Annotated in this window: 12 protein-coding genes; 11 read left to right on the top strand and 1 reads right to left on the bottom strand. The window is 40.3% G+C overall.

The genetic code is table 11. The features are described from left to right. The first annotated feature begins 95 nt into the window (after positions 1–95). The 10 genes from D7Z94_RS08125 to D7Z94_RS08170 all read left to right on the top strand — a co-directional run bounded on the left by D7Z94_RS08125 (position 96) and on the right by D7Z94_RS08170 (position 18,157). On the top strand, positions 96–1,490 hold the full coding sequence (locus D7Z94_RS08125; protein WP_120711071.1) for a sulfatase: 1,395 nt from the start codon (positions 96–98) through the stop codon (positions 1,488–1,490). Positions 1,491–1,514: 24 nt separating this feature from the next. Next, positions 1,515–3,599, top strand: a complete 2,085-nt coding sequence (locus D7Z94_RS08130) for a glycoside hydrolase family 127 protein (RefSeq protein ID WP_120711072.1) — start codon at positions 1,515–1,517, stop codon at positions 3,597–3,599. 53 nt (positions 3,600–3,652) lie between these two features. After that, a complete protein-coding gene (locus D7Z94_RS08135; protein ID WP_120711073.1) occupies positions 3,653–5,221 on the top strand; it encodes an MFS transporter in 1,569 nt (522 codons plus the stop codon). A 25-nt stretch (positions 5,222–5,246) separates the two neighbouring features. Next, positions 5,247–6,896 (top strand): sulfatase, encoded by a 1,650-nt coding sequence (locus D7Z94_RS08140; RefSeq protein ID WP_120711074.1) that lies wholly within the window; start codon positions 5,247–5,249, stop codon positions 6,894–6,896. Positions 6,897–7,046: 150 nt separating this feature from the next. Next, positions 7,047–7,931: an AraC family transcriptional regulator gene (locus tag D7Z94_RS08145; protein ID WP_120711075.1), complete on the top strand. Its 885-nt coding sequence runs from the start codon at positions 7,047–7,049 to the stop codon at positions 7,929–7,931. Positions 7,932–8,286: 355 nt separating this feature from the next. Then, positions 8,287–9,795 (top strand): sulfatase family protein, encoded by a 1,509-nt coding sequence (locus tag D7Z94_RS08150; RefSeq protein ID WP_245967191.1) that lies wholly within the window; start codon positions 8,287–8,289, stop codon positions 9,793–9,795. 6 nt (positions 9,796–9,801) lie between these two features. Continuing rightward, positions 9,802–11,103 carry a GntP family permease gene (locus D7Z94_RS08155; protein WP_120711076.1) on the top strand — a complete coding sequence of 434 codons (1,302 nt, stop codon included), beginning with the start codon at positions 9,802–9,804 and terminating at the stop codon, positions 11,101–11,103. A 621-nt stretch (positions 11,104–11,724) separates the two neighbouring features. After that, positions 11,725–14,736: a SusC/RagA family TonB-linked outer membrane protein gene (locus D7Z94_RS08160; protein ID WP_158594606.1), complete on the top strand. Its 3,012-nt coding sequence runs from the start codon at positions 11,725–11,727 to the stop codon at positions 14,734–14,736. A 33-nt stretch (positions 14,737–14,769) separates the two neighbouring features. Next, positions 14,770–16,383, top strand: coding sequence for a RagB/SusD family nutrient uptake outer membrane protein (locus tag D7Z94_RS08165; protein WP_158594607.1), 1,614 nt, complete (start codon positions 14,770–14,772; stop codon positions 16,381–16,383). A gap of 298 nt (positions 16,384–16,681) precedes the next feature. Then, entirely contained in the window at positions 16,682–18,157 is a 1,476-nt protein-coding gene (locus D7Z94_RS08170) for an FG-GAP repeat domain-containing protein (protein WP_120711079.1), read from the top strand. 5 nt (positions 18,158–18,162) lie between these two features. Here the strand turns inward: D7Z94_RS08170 and D7Z94_RS08175 are convergent, their stop codons facing one another. After that, positions 18,163–18,747, bottom strand: coding sequence for a transglycosylase domain-containing protein (locus D7Z94_RS08175; RefSeq protein WP_120711080.1), 585 nt, complete (start codon positions 18,745–18,747; stop codon positions 18,163–18,165). Positions 18,748–19,172: 425 nt separating this feature from the next. Between D7Z94_RS08175 and D7Z94_RS08180 the strand changes: the two genes are divergently transcribed. Beyond that, positions 19,173–22,394 carry a VCBS repeat-containing protein gene (locus D7Z94_RS08180; protein ID WP_245967161.1) on the top strand — a complete coding sequence of 1,074 codons (3,222 nt, stop codon included), beginning with the start codon at positions 19,173–19,175 and terminating at the stop codon, positions 22,392–22,394.

A 22,394-nucleotide genomic window follows, 5' to 3' on the forward strand; every position in this document is an offset into this window, starting at 1 on the left:
TTGAGTTAACCAGGTAAAATAAAGCCATCGCCAGTTAATTTTTGCGAATACGAGCCTAGATGTACGAATTAGTTTTGAACAATGGATAGTATAAAATGAAGAAACCTTTAGTAGTCTTACTTACAATTTGTTTTCATTTCGTATGCCTTGCCCAAGAAAAACCGAATATCGTTTTGCTTTTTGCAGATGATGCCGGTTATGCCGATTTTGGTTTTCAGGGCAGTAAGGAGATGAAAACTCCCAACTTGGATAAACTGGCAAGTCAAGGCGTCAGATTTACACAGGCCTATGTAACGCATCCTACATGTGGACCATCCAGAGCTGGATTGATTACAGGCAAATATCAATATCGTTTTGGTTATGAAGAAAATAATGTGCCCACGTATATGAGCAAGGTGTCTGCGGTAGACGGCCCCGAAATGGGATTGCCCCTCGGAGAGGTTACGGTGGCCGATTATTTAAAAGAACAAGGATATGTTACTGGTTTTTTTGGGAAATGGCATTTAGGCGGAGCAGATCGGTTTCATCCTACAAAACGGGGCTTTGACGAATTCTATGGATTTCGGGGCGGGGCACGGAGTTATTTTGAATATACGGAAAGCCCAAAGGAACCCTTGAATAAAATGGAACAGGGTTTTGGGAATTTCGAGGAACACAATGGGTATTTGACCGATGCCTTGGCCCAAGAAACTTCTGAATTCATCGAAATAAATGGTAAGGCAAAAAAACCATTTTTTGCGTTTCTTTCCTTTAATGCGGTCCATACACCGATGGATGCCAAGGCGGAAGACCTGGACCAATTTCCTCATTTAACGGGGAAACGAAAAATAGTGGCCGCAATGACCTTAGCATTGGATCGGGCTATCGGGAAGGTTTTGGATAAACTAAAGGAATTGGGTTTGGATGACAATACAATCGTGGTATTTACCAATGACAATGGAGGCCCAACAGACGCCAATGCCTCTAGCAACCATCCTCTAAGTGGTATTAAGGCTACCCATTTAGAAGGCGGGATTCGGGTTCCTTTTCTTATGAAATATCCTGGCACCTTAAAACCCGGAACGGTATATGGAAAACCCATAAGCACATTCGATTTACTACCCACTTTTTATTCGGCCGCTGGAGGCAATACAAAAAATTTAAAAGGATTGGATGGCGTTGATCTCATTCCCTATCTCATGGGTAAAACAAAGGGCCGCCCGCATGAGACCCTTTTTTGGAAACGGGATGCCAGGGCCGCAATGCGAAAGGGTGATTGGAAGTTGATTCGTTTTCCCGATCGTCCGGCGGAACTCTTTTACCTACCCGAGGACGAAAGAGAACTGAACAATTTGGCCGATTCGGAACCGGAAAGAGTACGAAAAATGTATAAAGAGCTGTTTGTCTGGGAGACCACCCTGGAACGTCCGAGATGGTTGTTGAAAAAAGTGTATGAAAGGCGCGATGTGGAACGTACAGATGCTTTTTGGCCCAAATATAAACCTGATTAACCCGCAAAAGAATCCAAACATATAATGAACAAAGTACTTGTCACCTTGGGAAGTTTTGCCCTATTGCTTGGTTGCGGGTCAGAAATGGAAAATACAGCAAAGAAAGAGAAACCGGAATCTGACACTAGAAATATTACTATGCTCAAGGATAATAATCGTGGTATTGTTAATAACACAAACAGCCCTCATGTAAAATTGAAAAGTATCGATATTGGGGATTGCCGATGGACCGAGGGTTTCTGGGCGGACAAGTGGCGAACGGCCGAAAAAGTGATGATACCTTATATGGGTACACTTTTAAAAGGTGACATCGGTCATGGCTATAACAACTTTAAAATTGCCGCGGGCCTTAAAGAAGGTGAGCACAAAGGATTTTGGTGGCACGATGGGGATTTCTATAAATGGATGGAGGCCAGCGTGTACATCTATGCCATCAACAAAGATGAGCAGATCATCAATGAACTGGATGAGATTATTGAAGTAATCGGAATGGCTCAGCTAGAGGATGGATATTTATCGACACCGATTATCATTAGAGATGATATCAAACCCTTTTCCAATAGGCGGTACCATGAATTGTACAATAGTGGTCACTTGCTAACGAGTGCTTGCATACATCATCGTGTTACGGGGAAAACCAACTTTTTGGACATTGCCATTAAACATGCAAATTATTTATATGACCTTTTTACCCCTGTACCGGACCATCTGAAAAGATTTGGATTTAACCAAACACAGATTATGGGGCTGGTAGAATTGTACCGAACCACCAAGGACAAGAGATACCTGGCATTGGCGGAACAGTTCATCAATATGCGTGGCACCTACAAAATTGATGATGACGAGACCACAAAGGGATATCCTATTGGGGACATGGTGCAAGAACGGGTTCCGCTGCGTGAAGAGACAGAGGCAGTCGGTCATTCCGTACTGGCCTTGTATTATTATGCAGGGGCAGCAGATGTATATGCCGAGACCGGTGAAAAAGCCTTGCTGGATGCTCTTGATCGTCTTTGGGAAAATGTGACCCACAAAAAAATGTACGTTACCGGTGCCGTGGGTCAAACCCATTATGGAAGATCATCCCGATTGGATAAAATAGAGGAGGGGTTCATAGATGAATATATGATGCCTAATATGACTGCCTATAACGAGACATGTGCTAATATCTGCAATTCCATGTTCAACTATCGCATGTTGACCTTGAGCGGGGATTCCAAACATGGAGATATCATGGAGTTGGTGTTGCACAATAGTGGGCTTTCCGGAATTGGTATTGAAGGCAGGGACTACTATTATTCCAATCCGCTTCGAAAAATAGATGGAGCATTGGATTATGAAAATATGAACGTGGAATTTCCGGAACGCCAGCCCTATTTAAAATGCTTTTGTTGCCCTCCCAACTTGGTACGGACCATTGCCAAATCTCCAGGTTGGGCCTATAGTAAGTCAGAAAATGGCATTGCCGTAAATCTTTATGGGGGGAATACTTTGGAGACTACATTGTTGGACGGCTCTGAAATCAAGCTTTCACAAAAAAGTGATTATCCTTGGGACGGAGCGGTTCAAATTACCATTGAAGAAAGCAAATCCGAACCTTTTGAAATGCTCCTTAGGATTCCCGCTTGGGCAAAGGGAAGTAAAATAAATGTAAATAGTCAGCCAGTAGAAAATATCGTCGCCGGAAGTTTTGCCCGGATAGAGCGGAAATGGTCGGTAGGTGATGTGGTTTCTTTGGAAATGCCCATGGAAGTGAAATTCATTGAAGGCCATCCAAGAATTGAAGAGGTCCGCAATCAAGTAGCTATCAAACGAGGACCTATTGTTTACTGTCTGGAATCTCCGGACCTTCCTAAAGAAACAACTATTACGGATGTCTATATTTCTGGAAGTAAAGAACTTGAGCCAAAATTCCAAACAGACCTTTTTGGTGGAGTGACTACTATAGAAACTGAGGTGATGATTCGAAAAGATACCCTGACGGATATGTACAATGAGGTGAGCAAACCGATACTGGAACCTTTTAGAACCAATTTTATCCCCTACTACGCTTGGAGCAATAGGGGCCAAGGAGAAATGACCGTTTTTATGCCTATCATTTGGGACTAAAAAATCTGTGGGCCATTAAAACCAAAATACAACCAACTAAATTTTAAAGACACATGGTCAACCATAAAAAAAATGCATTTACCTATGCAACTGTTGTAGCCATGGGAGGTTTTGTTTTCGGTATTGATGCCGCGCTAATTTCGGGAACGGTCAAATTCATTACGCAGGAATTTGCGCTTACCGATCTTCAGTTAGGTACGGTAGTAGGAGCTCCTGCTTTTGGCGTTTTGTTTGCCTTGCTCTTAGTAGGGTATGCCTGTAATACATTTGGAAGGAAAAAAGCTTTGCAAATATCCGCCGCGCTGTATCTTATTTCTGCAATTTTTTCCTGTTTGGCACCAACTTACGAAACATTGATAGCCGCTCGTTTTTTAGGAGGATTGGCTTTTAGTTCCATCTCCATGGCCTCCATGTACATTGGGGAAATCGCTCCTCCACGGTGGCGTGGAAAATTGGTTTCGATGATACAAATCAACATCGTTGTAGGTTTATCTGCGGCCTATTTTTTGAATTATCTGATTTTAAATCTGGCCAATTCCGATTTAGTATGGACCAAGGCATTGGGCATGGATGTGTATACCTGGCGATGGATGTTGGGTTCCGAAGTGTTTTTCGCGATTTTGTGGCTTATACTTCTTTTTTTTATACCCAAAAGTCCAGCATGGTTGGTATTCATGGATAGAATAGAAGAGGCAAAGAATACTTTACGTAGGGTAATCCCGGAGAGCGAAGTGTCCGCCCAGATTTTGGAGATGCGGAAAGGGCTGTCCCAGGGCACCGAAGGCCATTCGATAATGGTGCAGTTAAAAGAGATTTTTAGTAGACCTATGCGAATTACGTTGATAATTGCAATTACGATTGCCATAGCCCAGCAGGCCACGGGTATTAATGCCATTCTATTTTATGCCCCTACCATATTTGAACAATTGGGCCTAGGTACGGACGCAGCTTTTGCCCAAGCTATTTGGATTGGTTTGGTCAGCGTTGTCTTTACGGTCCTAGGGTTACTTTTAGTTGATAAAATTGGGCGTAGACCTATGATAATTGGTGGCATGCTATGGATAATCATAAGTTTGTGTATTTGTTTCTACGGATTTAAGACAGCAAGTTATTCCTTAAATAATGAAGCCATCAGTGAAATGGTGGATATTCCCGACTCCGAACGGCTGAATGCCCTTATAAATGTCCCGTTTGAAAGCGATATCGATTTCAAACAAGCTCTTAATAAAACCTTAGGTGAAGAAGATGCCCGGAAACATTCAAGTTTGTTATTGCAAAAAGCCGTAAAGATTAATGCCTTATTAATTTTAATAGGTATCCTAAGTTTTATTGGAGCCTTTCAGTTTTCCGTAGGACCTGTAATGTGGGTATTGTTTTCTGAAATATTTTCGATATCCATAAGGAGCGTGGCCATTCCATTTTTTACATTGATTACCAGTGCCACGAGCTATTTGGTACAGCAGTTTTTTCCTTGGCAACTGGCCACCATGGGGATTAGTGCCACTTTGTTGTTCTATGCCAGTACGGTGGCCGTAGGACTGGTTATTCTTTTTGTCTACCTAAAGGAAACCAAGAATATGACTATTGAAGAAGTTCAATTGGCCTTAGCACCGAAGCGGTAATGGTTATTACGAACAACGTGAACACATGAAAAAAATTTATGGGTACATATGTATTTCAATCCTTATTCTTTCTTGTCAAGAAGAAAGAAAGGTGGAGAAGGCAACCGCCAAAAAACCAAATATTTTGTTTATTGCGGTTGATGACCTACGGCCAGAACTAGGTGCGTATGGATCCAAAATAGCAATAACTCCAAATTTGGATGCTCTGGCAAGTGATGGACTCCTATTTGAAAACGCGTATTGCCAGCAAGCTATTTGCAGTCCGTCTCGGGCAAGTCTGATGACCGGGGCCCGACCGGAAACTATTGGAGTCATTGAAAACTATACCTATTTCCGTGATGCTAATCCTGATATCATAACATTGCCCCAACATTTTAGGAACAACGGATATGAAACTGTTTATGCGGGAAAAATATACCATGGAAGATTTACGGATTCCGCACTTTCTTGGAGCCGACAGCCTGCCATTGACAAGGTCAAATTTAAGAAGCCAAATTATCCTGGGGCCTATGCGCTCACGGAAAATCAAGAAATCTATAAAAAGAATCAAGCGGATATCCGGGCTAAATATAATAGTGTAAGTCACTATGCACTGGGTAGGGGACCAGCATATGAAAGTGCGGACGTTCCGGATCAAGCATATATAGACGGATATCATACCGAATTAGCCATAGCCACTTTAGGAGAATTGGTGGAGAATGACAATAAACCTTTCTTTTTGGGTCTGGGGTTTCGCTTACCACATCTTGATTGGAATGCACCAAAAAAGTACTGGGATTTATACGACAGGGAAAAAATTCCCAGGGCCGAACAAGTGGAAGCACCTAAGGACGGTGCCGCTATGGGCCTACATGCTTCATTTGAGCTTCGCGTTCGGCATGGCATTCCCAAAAGTGGACCAATTGATGGTGAATTGGCCAAGACACTTAAGCATGCCTATTTGGCTTCCGTAAGTTATGTAGATGCCCAAATTGGAAAAATGATTGCCGCCTTAGAGGAAAATGGGGTACGGGATAATACTATCATTATTGTTTGGAGTGATCATGGTTGGCATTTAGGCGATATGGGTGTCTGGGGCAAGGCGACCAATTATGAAATTACCACACGGGTACCTATGATGATATGGACCCCCGATATGCCAAAGGGAACTCGGGGCAAAAAAACGGATGCCTTGGTGGAACTTATCGATATGTATCCCACTTTATCTGAATTAGCTGGCCTCAAAGCACCAGATCATTTAGAAGGACAAAGTTTTGTCCCCCTGATCGAAAACCCGGAAAAGGAATGGAAGAAAGCGGTGTTTAGCCAATTCCCCAGTCCCGCACTTCGTGAATGGGCCGCCAACCCTTTGACGGCAGAAATGCGGGAAACGTATTTTGGCCCTTTGATTGAGGAAGTGGAAGGACGAATTACAAAACAACAGGGCGATGCCTGGAATCGTGATTTTTTTGAGAATGATTTAATGGGGTATTCTATGCGTACCGAACGATATCGCCTTATCGCTTGGAAAGATTATAAAAAACCTGAGACAAAACCTATTTATGTAGAGCTATTTGATCATCACTTGGATCCCAAGGAAACAACAAACATAGCAAAAGAAAATCCGGGACTGGTACATCAATTGATTTCTCAAATGGAAGCTGGTTGGATGGGTAACCTGGCCAACATGGATTAACATGCCCCAAATTTGATTACTGAAAATTTGTGTGGACTAAGAAACAATTTTGAGTACACTATTTTATCTTTAAACTGCCTTTATCAATATTAATTGGGGTAATTTGTTATTTTTAGATTGGGTGTTTGGAAAATAGTTTAAGCAAAAAATATGAAACTCACCTATAAACAAACCGAAAGAAAGCCCGAAAACTCCTTTCTGGTTCGGCAGGATCGAATGCCTTGTATAGAACAGGATTGGCATTTTCATAAGGAATTGGAACTTATTTACTTCATAAAAAGTTCTGGTACCCGATATGTGGGAAATTCCATAGGTAATTTTGCTCCAGGAGAATTGTATCTTATTGGCAGCAATGTCCCCCACCTTTTTAGGAACAATAAAGAGTATTATTCGGACATGCTGGAGGATGAGGCCGTTAATCTCGTTGTCATTAAATTTGAGAGTGAATTTCTAGGAACGGTTTTTTTGGATCTGGCCGAGACCAAAAAACTGCACGCACTTTTTCAAAAAGCCAATAGAGGGGTAAAATTTTCAAAGGCAGTAACACATCTGGTTCACAATTACATATTGGGAATGGTAGGCGATGAGGGATTGTCCAGAATCGTTAGTCTTTTAAAAATACTGGATATACTTTCCATAAGTGAGAATTATGTTCCTTTGTGTTCCGAGGTAATTATTAACAACTATAATCAGAATGAAAAAGACCGAATGGCCCGGGTCATTTCATTTCTAACTGAAAATTTTGATAGAAAAATAGAGTTGGACCAGGTGGCTTCCATCGCCTACATGACCCCGAATGCATTCTGCCGCTATTTTAAGAAAAGGACGAAGAAATCCTTTACGCAGTACCTGAATGAAATTCGTTTACGTCATGCTTGTAAGTTATTGATTGAAGGTGAGCTGCAAATTTCTACCATTTGTTATCAATCGGGATTCAATACGATTACCAATTTTAATAGGCAATTTAAAACTTTGATGGGGGTAACGCCTTCCAATTATATGGAAAGGTATAGGAATGCCGCAGAATTGGTTTGATTATCTTTTCCGATTACCTAAAACATATCTTTTTTGCTCTATTTTTATATTTTGGCGTCCCTAATTTTTCGACCGAAGTATAGATTTATCATGGGTAAAATAGTGCTGGCTAAGGTTAATTTAGGTTCAGAATCCAATATGTTGAATGTGTACGTTTAGGAGGTTTTCACTTAGGTCGTCGCAAAACTGACCCACGGCATAGAAGAGATTTAATGATTGAATGAAACGGGAATTCCGAAATCAAATCGCATAACAAACAAAAAGAATGAATAAAACAAAGAAGAACACCGTGAGTATGAACGTCAAAAAACCAAAATGCTTCATTTTTAGTTCTTTATTGGCACTGGTCGGTATAATGGCCTGCAAGCAACAAGAGAAGAGTGAAAAAGTTACAGAGAACGCAATTTCAAAACCAAACATCGTCATTATTTATGCTGATGATTTGGGCTATGGAGAAATGGGCGCCTATGGCGCCACCGAATTAAGTACGCCCAATTTGGATCAATTGGCCAAGAAGGGTCTGCGTTTCACCAAGGGTTATGCCTCTTCCGCTACCTGTACTCCTAGTAGGTATGCCTTGTTGACAGGGGTTTATCCTTGGCGTAACAAAAAAGCAAAGATCCTTCCAGGCACGGCTCCCTTAATTATAGATACGGCCCAGACCACTATTCCAAAAATGCTGAAAAGACAGGGCTATCACACCGGCATTGTCGGAAAATGGCATTTAGGGCTAGGAAACGGAAATGTAGATTGGAACAAACGGATTGCTCCAGGTCCAAATGAAGTCGGTTTTGACTACAGTAATATCTTGGCAGCCACTCAGGATAGGGTGCCCACGGTGTATATTGAAAATGGACATGTGGTGAATCTAGATCCCAATGACCCCATAGAAGTAGATTATGCTAAAAATTTCCCAGGGGAACCTACCGGGCTTGAAAATCCTGAAATGCTCAAAATGAAATGGCATCATGGGCATAATAATAGTATCGTCAATGGAATTCCCCGCATCGGTTTTATGAAAGGTGGAGAAGCGGCCAAATGGGTAGACGAAGATATGGCCGACTATTTTTTGGAAGAGGCCCAAAACTATGTAAAACAGTATAAAAATGCTCCATTCTTCCTGTATTATGCTTTACAGCAGCCACATGTACCGAGAACACCACATCCCAGGTTTGTTGGCAAATCCGGAATGGGGCCAAGGGGAGATGTTATTGCAGAGGCGGATTGGGTAATTGGTGAGTTCATAAAAACATTGGAGACCGAAGGATTGTTGGAGAACACCCTGATTATATTTTCCAGTGACAATGGCCCCGTGGTCAATGACGGATATTATGATGATTCCGTTGAAAAATTGGGAAATCACAAACCTGCCGGCAAGCTGAGGGGTGGAAAATACAGCTTGTTCGAGGCGGGAACCCGTGTACCATTTTTCACCTATTGGAAAGGGAAAATAAATCCTGGTGTTTCGGATGCCCTGGTATCGCAGTTGGACTTGTTCTCGTCTCTGGCTTCATTGGTGGGAAGCAATGAAAGTACGGATGATAGCGAACAACTGTTGGATGTATTATTGGGCAAGAGCCAAAAGGGTAGGGGTGAGCTTGTGATAGAGGCCACTTCCCGAACTGCCTTTCGCAAAGGAGATTGGGCAATGATTCCACCGTACGAAGGTCCTGCAATAAATACACAAGTAAATATTGAATTAGCGAATGCGGATGAATACCAACTTTACAATTTGAAGGAAGATATTGGGCAGCAAAATAACCTGGCAAAAACCGAGCCCGAAAAATTACAGGAGATGATTACAGCTTTTCAAGCCATTCGCGGTGATGGGGATTCGGAAATCGAACAACTAGAATTGAAATAGGGAAACATGACCGGACTGACCGTTTTAGTCTTCTGCATTGTTTTGCTCATTGTTGCTATCACGGTATTGAAAATACATCCCATCCCCGCTCTTTTAATTACGGGGCTTATTTTAGGATTGGCTTCGGGAAGTTCTGTGGAAGCGGTTACCGAAAGTCTATTAAGTGGTTTTGGCAATACCTTAAAATGGATAGGGCTTGTAATTCTCTTCGGAACCCTACTTGGCGAAATTCTTTCAGTGACCGGTGGAGCAGATGTTATAGCCGAGAGTATCATCAGGCTATTCGGAGTTAAAAATTTGCCTTTGGCCATGGCGGTCATTGGCTTCCTTGTGGGCATTCCTGTTTTTGTGGATGTCGCGTACCTAACATTATTGCCCACAATTACGGCCTTATCCAAAAAATCTGGTCATTCGGTACTGGTTTTGGGGCTATCCCTAGCCAGTAGCTTAACCGTGGCTCATGCGCTTATACCGCCAACACCGGGTCCATTGGCAGTAGCCGCAATATTGGAAACCGATATCGGAGGGATGATTCCTTTCAATATAATAGTTGGTTTAACAGCGGTGGCCGGTGGACTGATTTGGATAAAACTCAATACGAAAAATCTTGTATTCCCAATTCCAGATTTGCGTTTGGAAACAGAAACAAAAAAGATTTCAATACAGGGGATAAGGCGTATCTTACCTTTTGTTTCTTTATTGATTCCTTTATTGTTAATGGGAATCGGCAATTTGTTTTCAGGGGAGAATCCTTTCATTACATTCATTAAGAATCCGGTCTGGGCACTTTTGATCGGGGTTGTTTTTGCCCTACCCCTTCTAGAAAAAAAAGAATTTTCAAAAAAGTTGAATGATTATTTTCAAACTTCCGGTGCCAAATCGGCAACGGTTATATTAATTACCGGGACAGGAGGAGCGTTCGGTCAGGTTATCAAGGATACGGAAGTAGTAAACATGCTGCTACCAGATACCGGAGGACTCGAGGCTGTTGGTATTGTCCTCCCATTTTTACTGAGTTTTATGTTCACCACGGTGACAGGTTCTATTACGGTTTCCTTGATAACCACTGCTTCCATTATGGCTCCCATGGTCGCCAATGGAACACTCCCAGCAGAATTTACAGCGGCTGCCATTGGAGCTGGTTCCCTTGGCATTATACATGTAAACAGCAGTTTTTTCTGGTTGTTTAAAGAAGTACATGAGGCAGGGACTTCCAAACTTTTAAGAACTTTTAGTGTACTTACCGCAATTGTGGCAATCTCTGGAGGGTTGATGGTTTTTTTCCTATACCTATTGGATACACCTTAAACCGTTAGGAAAGATTTACTTCGGACTATTCTAACTCTCATTATTAGTTGCTCTACCCTTGGTTAAAATAATACTGGTACAGGTTATTCTCTGCATAGGTCATGGAATGATCAAAACATATCTTGCCACTATTATAAGTCATAATATGGAAGAGTTTTTTTTCGATATGGATTTAAAATTTACATCTTCTGATCAATTTAGGAACAAAATCATATGTGATAGCTTTCAAATCATATGTTTCCTTGATACCGACTATATCTATAAATCTTTGTTGTGAGTATAGTAAGGTGCTTAATGACGCTATCAATGGACCAAAGGGAGTCTGTAAATAATCTGGACATGATGCAAAGGAACAAGATCAAATTTGAAATCGAAGGACCAAAAGGTTTAACGGTCTTCAGGTATTTTTTTGCCCTTGTCTAGTTTTAGTCTAGTTGTATTAACATTCAAAACAATGCGATATTCCTATTTTTCACACCAGTTAATTGAAATCATGGCAATGAAATGCTCCAACAATTGTCAAGTAAGTAATGAACCAGATGTCTGGAAAGCAAGGTAACATTTAATTTTTAATTCATTCAAAACTCGAACTTTTTCAACTTAAACTTAAACCAAATGATTATGAAAAAACAGTTTTTTAAAGTTTTGGGGAAATTCCTATTAACGGGGATTTTTCTCATTTGCTTTGGGCTTCAACAATTGTATGCCCAGCAGACTATCACGGGAACCGTGACGGACGAGAACGGCCAAGGTATCCCAGGTGCCAACATTGTAGTACAAGGAACAACAAATGGCGTAGTAACCGATTTTGACGGAAACTTTAATATAGAAGCAGATTCCGATGATGTATTGGTATTATCCTATTTGGGTTATGCCACTCAAAATGTTCCGGTCGGAAACCAAACTACTATAGCCATCCAAATGGCTCCAGATGCAGCGCAACTGGATGAAGTGGTCGTTATTGGTTATGGTACTTCTAGAAGAAAAGATCTTACGGGTGCTGTAGCAAGTGTATCTGCCGAGTCTTTTGAAAACCAACCGGTAACAAGGGTGGATGAAGCTTTACAAGGTAGAGCTGCCGGTGTTAGTGTTGCGAGAGCTAACGGTGCTCCCGGAGGTGGTATTAAAGTGCGTATTAGAGGGGTAAACTCCATTACCGGAAACAACGATCCCCTAGTGGTGGTCGATGGTATTATTGGAGGTGACCTTAGTACGCTTAATCCAAATGACATTGAAAACCTGCAAGTATTGAAAGATGCTTCCGCTACTGCCATTTATGGGGTTAGAGGTTCCAACGGGGTTATTCTTGTTTCCACAAAAAAAGGGTCTGGTAAAGCTAAAGTTAATGTGAATTATTTTACTGCGATTTCAGAAGTACCCGATTTTCTTCCAACTCTGGCAGATAATGTTGGAGACTTTGCCAGAATTGAAAATATTAGAAAGTTGAGTATTGGTCAAAATCCTACGTTTACGGATGCCGAGATTGCAGGTTTTGATGCTAATGGAGGGACCTTATATCAAGATGAAATCTTTAAGACCGGTATAAGCGAAAACTTACAAATTTCTTTTAGCGGATCCGAAGGTAAACTGCGTTATTTCTTATCTGGAAACTACAGAGACGAGGAAGGTATCGTAATTAACACAGGATATCAACAATTATCAGTTAGGTCTAATATAGAAGCACAAATTACTGACAAATTGAAGATAGGTGTTAACATTTATGGTAGTCATGGCGAATGGAAAAACAACTTTCAATCCTTTGGAAATGGGCAAGGAAGTTTGGTTGCCAAAGCCTTGACTTGGGATCCTACAACCCCGGTTTTTGATGAAAACGGAGATTATAACAGGCGTTCAACAAGAGGGATTGCCTCTCTAAACTTGAATCCTGTGTTAACTTTAAACGAAAGTGATTTTCAGGACATACAAAAACTCTTAAACGCTACATTAAACGTAACCTATAATATCACAAATAATTTCTCATATCAACTAGTGGCAGGTACTACTTCAAACGATTATAATGTTCAAAGATATGCAGTTGAAGGGCCAAACGATACTCCGGACGCTATCTTTAGAAATGATAAGGACACTTTCTTCCAAGTGAGCAACATCTTTACCTGGCAAAAGGTATTTAACGAAAAACATGATGTAACGTTAACAGGGGTTCAGGAATATTCCAATCAAAAGAATGTTTTCAATAGGTTTACCGCGAATGACCTTATTTTACCTAACGGGTACTACTTTGCCGAGACAGCTGGAGGATTTGAAATTGGGAATAATTTTGAAGAACGTGAGTTACAGTCCTATATGCTGAGAGCAGTGTATACCCTTGACAACAATCTGTCCATTACGGCTACGGGGCGTTATGACGGAACATCAGTTTTTAGACCGGGTAACAAATGGGGGTTCTTCCCATCTATTGCTGCCGGGTATACATTGAATAGTATTGTTGATAACTCGGCCTTCCTAAGCAACCTTAAGATAAGGGCTGGTTGGGGACAAGTGGGTAATCAGGGTGTTGATACATATGGAACCTTTGCCAATTTGGGTACGAATGCGTATTCCTATGATGGAGGAACTCAAGTAACAGGTTCTGAAATTGTTGGTTTTGCCAATCCAGACCTTACCTGGGAGACCACTACGCAGACCAACATAGGTATTGATCTTGGGTTTAATGAAGGTAGGGGCAATTTGAGTGTAGACGTTTTCCAAAAAGACATTAAAGATTTACTTCTTGAAACACCTGTTACCGGATTTAACGGTGGAGATTTTATTAATGAAAATGTGGGAACGGTTGAAAACCAGGGTATCGACGTCACTTTTGGGTATGATATCATTCAAAACGATAACTTTAACTGGAATGCCAACCTCGCACTTTCCTATGTAAAGAATGAAGTGGTTTCTTTATTTGACGGTCTTCAAGAAATTGAAGGGGAGTTTCAAGCACCGGGAGGTCAGGCCAGAAGGCTTAACATCATTCAGGTAGGGCAGCCCATAGGACAATTAAACGGTGCCACCTTTTTGGGTACGTGGAAAAGCTCGGAAGCTGCAGCGGCCGAGGCTGTTGGCAAAGTACCAGGAGATGCAAAATACCTTAGGGACGGGGATGGCAATATTGTGTTTGGTGCTATTGGCAATGGTCAACCTACTACTACATGGGGTTTCAATAATACTATTACGTACAAAAACTGGGACCTAAATATTTTCATCAATGGTTCCCACGATTTTGAAGTATACAATTTAACCAGAGCCATGATTACTGGAGGTGCAGGGGATTCAAGAAGCTTCTTGGCCTCAGACCAAGTGAATCAATGGACACCCTCAAATGAAACCGATATCCCTGCAACGGTACAATTTTACAATTCTTCAAGATATATTGAAAAAGGTGACTTCATTAGGTTGAGTAACTTAAATATTGGTTATACATTTAACAATGTTGCCAGTCTGGAAGGTACAACGCTTAAGTTGTATGCTAGTGGACAAAACCTATTTCTGATTACAGATTATAGCGGTTATGATCCTGAATTATCGTCTAGAAGAACTGAGCAAGGAAATGCGGATGTAGCACCAGGGATAGATGTTGGTAATTATCCTAACTCTAGGACATTCACCCTCGGGATAAAGGTTGGATTCTAAAAAAAATTGTTAATGGAAAAATATATCGAAAATATGAAAACAAGAAAAATTTATAAATCATTAAAGGGGCTTATTGCTGTCTTTGGCTTGGCCGTTATGGCCTTAAGCTTTAATGGCTGTGAGCAATTTGATCTTGAAGAAGACCCTTTGTCTTCTCAATTGCAGGTAGGAACGTATAGTACCATGGCGCAATTAGAATTAGGCGTTACCGGAATCTTCGGCAAATTGAATAAGGCCGCTTGGATGTCTACGTTCTATGTAAACGGATGGTCGGGTGATGATATTACCACACACGTTGCTAGTAACAAAGCTGATTTTAGGGAGTACGATCAACGTTTTGTAACACCGGAGAATTCAAGAACATTAACGAACTGGAATGGAGTTTATGAAATGATTCGTGCTGCAAATACAGTTTTGCAGAGTGTGGAAGGCGTAACATTTTCTCCAGCAGAACCTGAAAAGAGAGAGCGATTGATAGGGGAAACTTACTTCTTAAGAGCTATCATGTTCAATCATTTAATGCGTATCCATGGGAGAATCCCATTGATTTTAACGGTTGATCCTTTTCAACAACCCGGCTTAAACACCCAATTGGAGGTGTTTGAACAAATTGAGAGCGATCTTTTAGCGGCAGAGTCTAGATTGCCCATGTCTACGGCTGTTGGATCGGCAAACCCGAATGCTGGTACTGCCAGGGCGTTTTTAGCACGCCTTTATATGGACTGGGCCGGTTTTCCCTTAAAAGATGCAGGTAAATATGCACAAGCGGCGGCAAGTGCCAAAACGGTCATGGATAATGCAGCGGAGCATAACTTCTCATTAGAACCGGATTTGACCAAATTATGGTCTCAAGCAGGAAGATTTACTGAAGAAGGTGTCTTTACCATTGTTTATAGTCAAAGCGGTGGCAATCTTTCAAATCGCAAAATGGGCAAATTGGGACTGCCATCTGATCCAGGTTTAAATGGATGGCAAGAAACCTTTGCAGAAATTCGCTTTTTTGAGGATATGCCGGCCGGAGCTAGAAAGGATGCCACATATTATGACGTATTACCAGTGGCCGATGATGGGGCAATCGATGTTGCCAACCCTACTAGAATGTTACGTTGGGAAGAGTTTAAAGATCAGCAAAACCCAATTTTAAGAAAAATTGTCGGAGAGTTGGCTGATGGCGATTGGGCCCAATTTCAAACGGAACGAAGTGATTTATTTATGCGTTACGCAGAGGTATTGCTAATTTATGCCGAAGCTTCAGGCGAGGCTGGTACAGCTGGTGCCGATGCATGGGAAGCCCTAAATATGGTACATAGAAGAGCTATGGGACTTGATCCCAATACACCGGATGCAAGTGATTTGACAGTAGCTGATGGAACTATCCAAGATTTAGCATTTACGGAACGTAAATGGGAGTTTGCCGGAGAGTTTATCCGCTGGAATGATTTGGTACGTAAAGAAAAAGTTGAGGAAGCGTTGGGGAATAGAAATCCACAGGTCTCTATTGGTACCTCATTTGACGAAAATGGTGTTGGCACTCCAATACCTTTGACAAGTGCAGCTAACCCAATTTTAGGTTCTTTGGGCACCGATAATTATTTTGCGCCAATACCACTTGAGGAAGTGGAAAAAAATCCAAATTTGGCGAATTAGTATTGAGTTAGTTTTTTTTAGTTTTAACCCATAACGGTAAGATCGGTAGCAAATCTTACCGTTATGTTTTTTAAAGGGATTCCTATAGGATTGGTATCGTTTTAAAGATAGAAAACACCAAATTTTGATACTTACTTCATTTACAAACTATGTACCTTAGCAACACGGGAGACAGGTCATTTTTGAAAGCCAATTCAAGGCATGTCTAAAAAGAGTATCCTAAAAGAAAACGGTTTGCCCTCGGAGTTGTTCTAGGATTTTGCCTATTCGAATACAAGCTTAAATGCAATATTTTTAAATGCTCGATTCAATTATAAATAAAAAGAACATTTCTATTTCTCACATCGTTTTGGGTATTGGATTTTTTTTGTTTTTGGCAAATTGTACCACTGAAAACAAACATGCTGAAGGGAAAGAATTGGCGAAAACTAATTGTGCCTCATGTCATATGTATCCAGATCCTCAAATATTACCCAGAAGGGTATGGGGCGAAAAAGTACTGCCCAATATGGGTTTATTAATGGGAATGTCACATGGACCCATATATACGTATGGGGATACCGAATCCAATACAAATTTAAAACCAACAATTGCGCAAGAAGATTGGGATAAGATAGTACATTATTACATCAATGAATCCGAGAGCAGTATCCCCAAATATTTAATCGAAGACCAAGGATATACCAATGTTTTTGAGCCTCATATTTTTTCGCTTGATTCTTTACCCTTAATTACCATGACCACTTATAATGAAAAAAGTGGAAGTTTGTTTTTAGGGAATGGTAGTAGTTCAACATTGCTAACGTTGGATACTAATGGGGAAATACTTAACTCGGAAGAGTTAGATAGCCCACCAATTAAAATAGTATTTAAGGATTCTTTAGATTATATATTGACAATCGGTAATCTAAACCCCTCAGATGAGGCAAAAGGAAAACTGAAGATTGGAAATAATGTTATAGAAGAATTGATTAGACCTGTTGATTTTTTGATTTACGACATAAATTTAGATGGATATGATGACGTATTTGTGTGTAGCTACGGAAACAATATTGGAGATTTTTCTTTGTTTGAAAATTTAAGGAATGGCACATATAAGAAAAGGGTAATTCATCCAATATCCGGGGCAATAAAAGTTGAAATAACCAATATGGATGATGATGATGAGAATGAAATTGTAGTTTTATTTGCCCAGGAACATGAATTGATTATGATTTGGGATTATGAAAACAATTCTTTTATCGGCAAAAAAGCAGTTCAATTTCAGCCAGCTTTTGGATTTGTAGATTTTCAGCTAAGGGATATGAATGGTGATGGCCTTAAGGATATTATCATTGGCAATGGAGATAATTCAGATTTATCAACAGTGCTTAAAAATTTCCATGGAGTAAGGGTCTTGCTAAATAAAGGTGATAAAGAATTCTCTGAAGACTATTTTTTACCTATTCATGGGGTTAGCAGAATTAGGGCAGAAGATTTCGATTTGGATGGCGATACAGATATTTTGACAGTTTCTAATTTCGGTGATTTTTCAAATTCGCAATTTAAAAGTGTTCAGTTTTTGTCGAATGAAGGAGAATTAAAATTTGAACCAAAATATATTCATAGGCTTCCGGATTTTAGATGGCAGACCTTGGATGTATCGGATTATGATAAGGATGGAGATTTAGATGTGTTCTTAGGTTCCTTTAATTTAAATGTTGGACCGGAAGAATCGGACATATCCAATAAAAAAGATATTTCTTGGGTGAAACTGGAGAATAAAACTAAATGACTTTGTCAGCGCATATCTTCTTCAGATCTATCGGGAACATTAACTATACTGGGTTCTTTCATTAAGGCGATTACATCACTTAGTTCCCTATCACTAAGTTCCGATACGCCTTTTCTGAAATAAAAATTGGCAACCTCTTGTATTCCATGAATATATAGATCAAATTTATAGTTCTCTAAAACCCAATTAAGACACTCTTTCTGAGTCGTTTCTTCTTCCAGTTTCCAAGCTAAAGTGTAAGCTTTACGGTTGGATATTTTTGAACTGTCTTTATCTTGTCTACTGATATCTGAAATCATAGCGGCCAAAAGACTAGGGCTTTTGGTAAAATCATTTGAAATCAAACCATTTAATATCTGTCTATTTAAACTATGGGATAGAATATTGCCATGTTCTTGTTCATACAATTGGTAAAACTTATCCGGCAATTCTTCGGCGAACTTTACTTTTGTTACAAATTCTGTTAGCTCATTTTCAGTTACAAAATCCTCCCAAGTATTCCTTAAATAGTAGTGGACAAAAAAAGGACTGGAAATACCAATGATAAGAACCCAAATTATGATTTTAAAAGCTCGTTTTTTATATATCATTTTTAAGTAATGAAATTATGGGATACTGCTATTTTTTTGATAAACGAAGCTAATTATTTTCTTTTTAGCAACAAATTAATAAGGCTTCCTTTTAAGGATTGAGTATATAAATTTCGAGCTATTTTTGTTTAAGCCATAGCGGTAAGTTTTGTTGCCGGTCCGGCTGCAATGGTCATATATCCTTTTGATACCTGATTAGCGAAAATTACCAATGAAATTTGATGGTTTCCCCTAAAAAACTTCGTATTTTAGGTACATTAATCGAATTACATTCTTGACGTATGCACATGACCCGACATCTATGCTTTTTAACAATATTATGGCATCATAGAGCATGGAGTTTTCTTCTTGTTTTAATGATCATTGCTTGTGATGAATCGAAAGAAGGCCTCATAGATTCTCAGGCGACCAAAATGCAACCTAAATTGTTTACTTCGATATCCTCGAGTCAATCTGGAATCGATTTTGTAAACATATTGGAAGAGACCTTGGAATCAAATTATTACCAATACATGTACACCTACATTGGAGGGGGTGTAGCCTCCGGGGATATTAATAATGATGGGCTGGTTGACTTGTATTTCACTTCAAATTCATCGGAGGACAAGTTGTATTTAAACCTCGGGGAATTTAAGTTCAAGGAAATTTCCCTTGGAGCCGGTATTTCGAAAAATGATGGCTTCAACACTGGGGTTACCATGGTAGATGTCAACAACGATGGATTTTTAGATATTTATGTGTCCCGTGGAGGTTGGAAGGATGGTAACAACAAGTTTGCAAATTTGCTCTATATTAATAATGGCGACCTTACTTTTACCGAACGCGCCGAGGAATTAGGCCTAGCGGATGCAAATAGGACTATACAAGCCACATTTTTTGACTATGACAAGGATAATGATTTGGATGTATATGTTTCCAACACTCCCGATATTACAAGTAGAACACAGGTCCTTGATTTGGACAAAATTCAAAAAGACCCTAAAACTTTGGAGTTAAAGGGGTCTGATCGGCTATATAACAATGATGGTACAGGTCATTTTACCGATGTTTCGGATAAAGCCGGACTTCAATATGATATCGGTTTTGGATTGAACCCTCAAGTTGGGGATTTGAACAACGATGGTTGGTTGGATGTCTATGTTTGTAATGACTTCAATGTGCCCGATTTGGCCTATATCAACAACGGAGACGGTACGTTTACCGAATCCCGGGACAAACTGTTCAAACATATGTCCTTCAATAGTATGGGAAGTGATATGGCGGATATTAATAACGACGGACTATTGGATTTGATGACCTTGGATATGAATCCGGAGGATTATGTCCGTTCAAAAACTACCATGGCCATGACCTCGGTGGACCAATTTGAATTGATGGTGGAAAAAGGATACCACTATCAGTACATGCACAACATGCTACAACTGAACAATGGTAATGGGACGTTCAGCGAAATTTCAAAAATGGCAGGAATGGCCAATACGGACTGGAGTTGGGCACTACTCTCAGCTGATTTCGATTTGGATGGATACAATGATATTTATGTTACCAATGGGGTTTTCAGAGATGTCATTGACCGCGATAAGAACAACGAAATTCTGGAGATACTCCGTGAAAATGGGCGTAAACCGACATCCGAGGATTTTTTGAGATTTGCCAAAATACTTCCGCAACAAAAGCTGAACAATTATTTTTTTAAAAACAATGGTGATACCACCTATGAAGACGTTTCCATACATTGGGCAGATTCTATTCTTACTTTTTCCAATGGAGCGATTTATTCCGATTTGGATAATGATGGCGATTTGGATGTTGTGGTAAATAACATTAACGAAAAGGCAACGCTGTTAAAGAACAATGCTTCGGACTTGGAAATAGGCAATTTTCTAAAATTGTCTTTCAAGGGGCCTGAAAAAAACCCAAATGGCCTGGGAGTCATCGCCAAAGTATACCTGAAGGATAATGAGTGTCAAGTTCGGCAATTGATAAACACAAGGGGATTTCTGTCGTCGGTTTCCAATGTCTTACATTTCGGAATAGAAAAAGAGAATGAGATAACAAAGTTGATAATTCTATGGCCCGACGGGAAGCAAGAAGTGCTTACGGAGGTTACGGTTAATCAACTGCTTACCGTTGACTATGCCAATGCCGTTGATGAAACTGAGGATGATATGTTACCGACGAAGTCACTTTTTTCAAAACTACCTTCTGCCCATAAGCACATAGACCCTTATTTTAACGATTACAATCTACAGGTGTTGTTGCCCCATAAATTGTCTCAGACCGGTCCGGGCGTTGCAAAAGCTGATGTTGATGGAGATGGTTTAGAGGATGTTTATATCGGAGGAGGTCGCGGACAATCCGGACAGTTATTACTAGGAGGACCCAACGGCTCTTTTCGATCTAAAAATATAAGTGCTTTTACGCGTGACGCTCAGCATGAAGATCAGGCCGCTGCCTTTTTGGACGTTGATAGTGATGGTGACCTGGATCTATACGTGGTTAGCGGCAGTTATGAATACTATCAAAACCCCAGACTTTTACAGGATCGGTTGTACCTTAACGATGGTAAAGGTGATTTTTCCAAATCTGATCAGCTACCGGACATGTTGACCTCGGGTTCCGTAGTAGTCCAAAACGATTACGATCAAGACGGCGATATTGATTTATTCGTCGGTGGAAGAGTGATTCCTGGAAAATATCCCTATGCTCCTACAAGCTATTTACTTCTAAATAACGGGAGTACTTTTGACATAGCCACAAGGGAATTGGCTCCGGAATTGGAGACCATTGGCATGGTTACCGATGCCGTTTGGAAGGATATTAATGGCGATTCCAAAATTGATTTGATTGTTACAGGGGAATGGATGGGTATTGAGGTCTTCATAAATGAAGGTAACAAATTGGTCAAAAATAGTGATTATAACAGTTTGTCGGCTGTTAAGGGGTGGTGGAATGAACTTCTTGTAGCCGATATTGATAATGATGGTGATCAGGATATCATCGCAGGCAATTTAGGTTTGAACTATAAATTTCATGCATCTAAGGAAGAGCCTTTCGATGTATATACCACCGACTTTGATTTTAATGGTTCGGTCGATGTTGTTTTGGCCAAAAAGTACAATGGCAAACAGGTACCTGTTCGGGGAAAGAGTTGCATGACCCAGCAGCTACCACATTTAGCGAGTAAGATACCCACCTATACGGATTTTGCCAGCAAAGATCTTGAGGGAATTGTTGGAAAACGTTTGGAAAATGCCTTGCACTACCAAGCTACGGAATTTCGTTCAGGTATTTTTATCAATGGAGGAAACGATTCTTTTTCTTTTCGACCGTTTAACAATAAAGTACAGCAATCACCAATAAACAGCGTACTTTTCGATGATTTTGATGCTGATGGGAACAAAGATTTAGTTCTCGCCGGAAACAACTATCAATCGGAGGTGGAGACTACGCGTGCCGATGCCGGTATAGGCTCTTTCCTGAAGGGAGACGGTCAAGGAGGTTTCGTGTTAATCCCAAATTCTGAATCTGGTTTTTTTGCGGATAAAGACGTTAGAAATATGATTACATTAAATACTCCAACGGATAAATTGTTGATGGTAATCAACAATAATGACTACCATGATATTTTTAAGGTAGAAAATTGA

Source organism: Ulvibacterium marinum (assembly GCF_003626755.1).
Classification (GTDB): Bacteria; Bacteroidota; Bacteroidia; order Flavobacteriales; family Flavobacteriaceae; genus Ulvibacterium; species Ulvibacterium marinum.

Excerpts from the sequence above, each read along its gene's own strand:
- D7Z94_RS08125 (WP_120711071.1), top strand. The coding sequence starts at position 96 with ATGAAGAAACCTTTAGTAGTCTTACTTACAATTTGTTTTCATTTCGTA.
- D7Z94_RS08130 (WP_120711072.1), top strand. The coding sequence starts at position 1,515 with ATGAACAAAGTACTTGTCACCTTGGGAAGTTTTGCCCTATTGCTTGGT.
- D7Z94_RS08135 (WP_120711073.1), top strand. The coding sequence starts at position 3,653 with ATGGTCAACCATAAAAAAAATGCATTTACCTATGCAACTGTTGTAGCC.
- D7Z94_RS08140 (WP_120711074.1), top strand. The coding sequence starts at position 5,247 with ATGAAAAAAATTTATGGGTACATATGTATTTCAATCCTTATTCTTTCT.
- D7Z94_RS08145 (WP_120711075.1), top strand. The coding sequence starts at position 7,047 with ATGAAACTCACCTATAAACAAACCGAAAGAAAGCCCGAAAACTCCTTT.
- D7Z94_RS08150 (WP_245967191.1), top strand. The coding sequence starts at position 8,287 with ATGGCCTGCAAGCAACAAGAGAAGAGTGAAAAAGTTACAGAGAACGCA.
- D7Z94_RS08155 (WP_120711076.1), top strand. The coding sequence starts at position 9,802 with ATGACCGGACTGACCGTTTTAGTCTTCTGCATTGTTTTGCTCATTGTT.
- D7Z94_RS08160 (WP_158594606.1), top strand. The coding sequence starts at position 11,725 with ATGAAAAAACAGTTTTTTAAAGTTTTGGGGAAATTCCTATTAACGGGG.
- D7Z94_RS08165 (WP_158594607.1), top strand. The coding sequence starts at position 14,770 with ATGAAAACAAGAAAAATTTATAAATCATTAAAGGGGCTTATTGCTGTC.
- D7Z94_RS08170 (WP_120711079.1), top strand. The coding sequence starts at position 16,682 with ATGCTCGATTCAATTATAAATAAAAAGAACATTTCTATTTCTCACATC.
- D7Z94_RS08175 (WP_120711080.1), bottom strand. The coding sequence starts at position 18,747 with ATGATATATAAAAAACGAGCTTTTAAAATCATAATTTGGGTTCTTATC.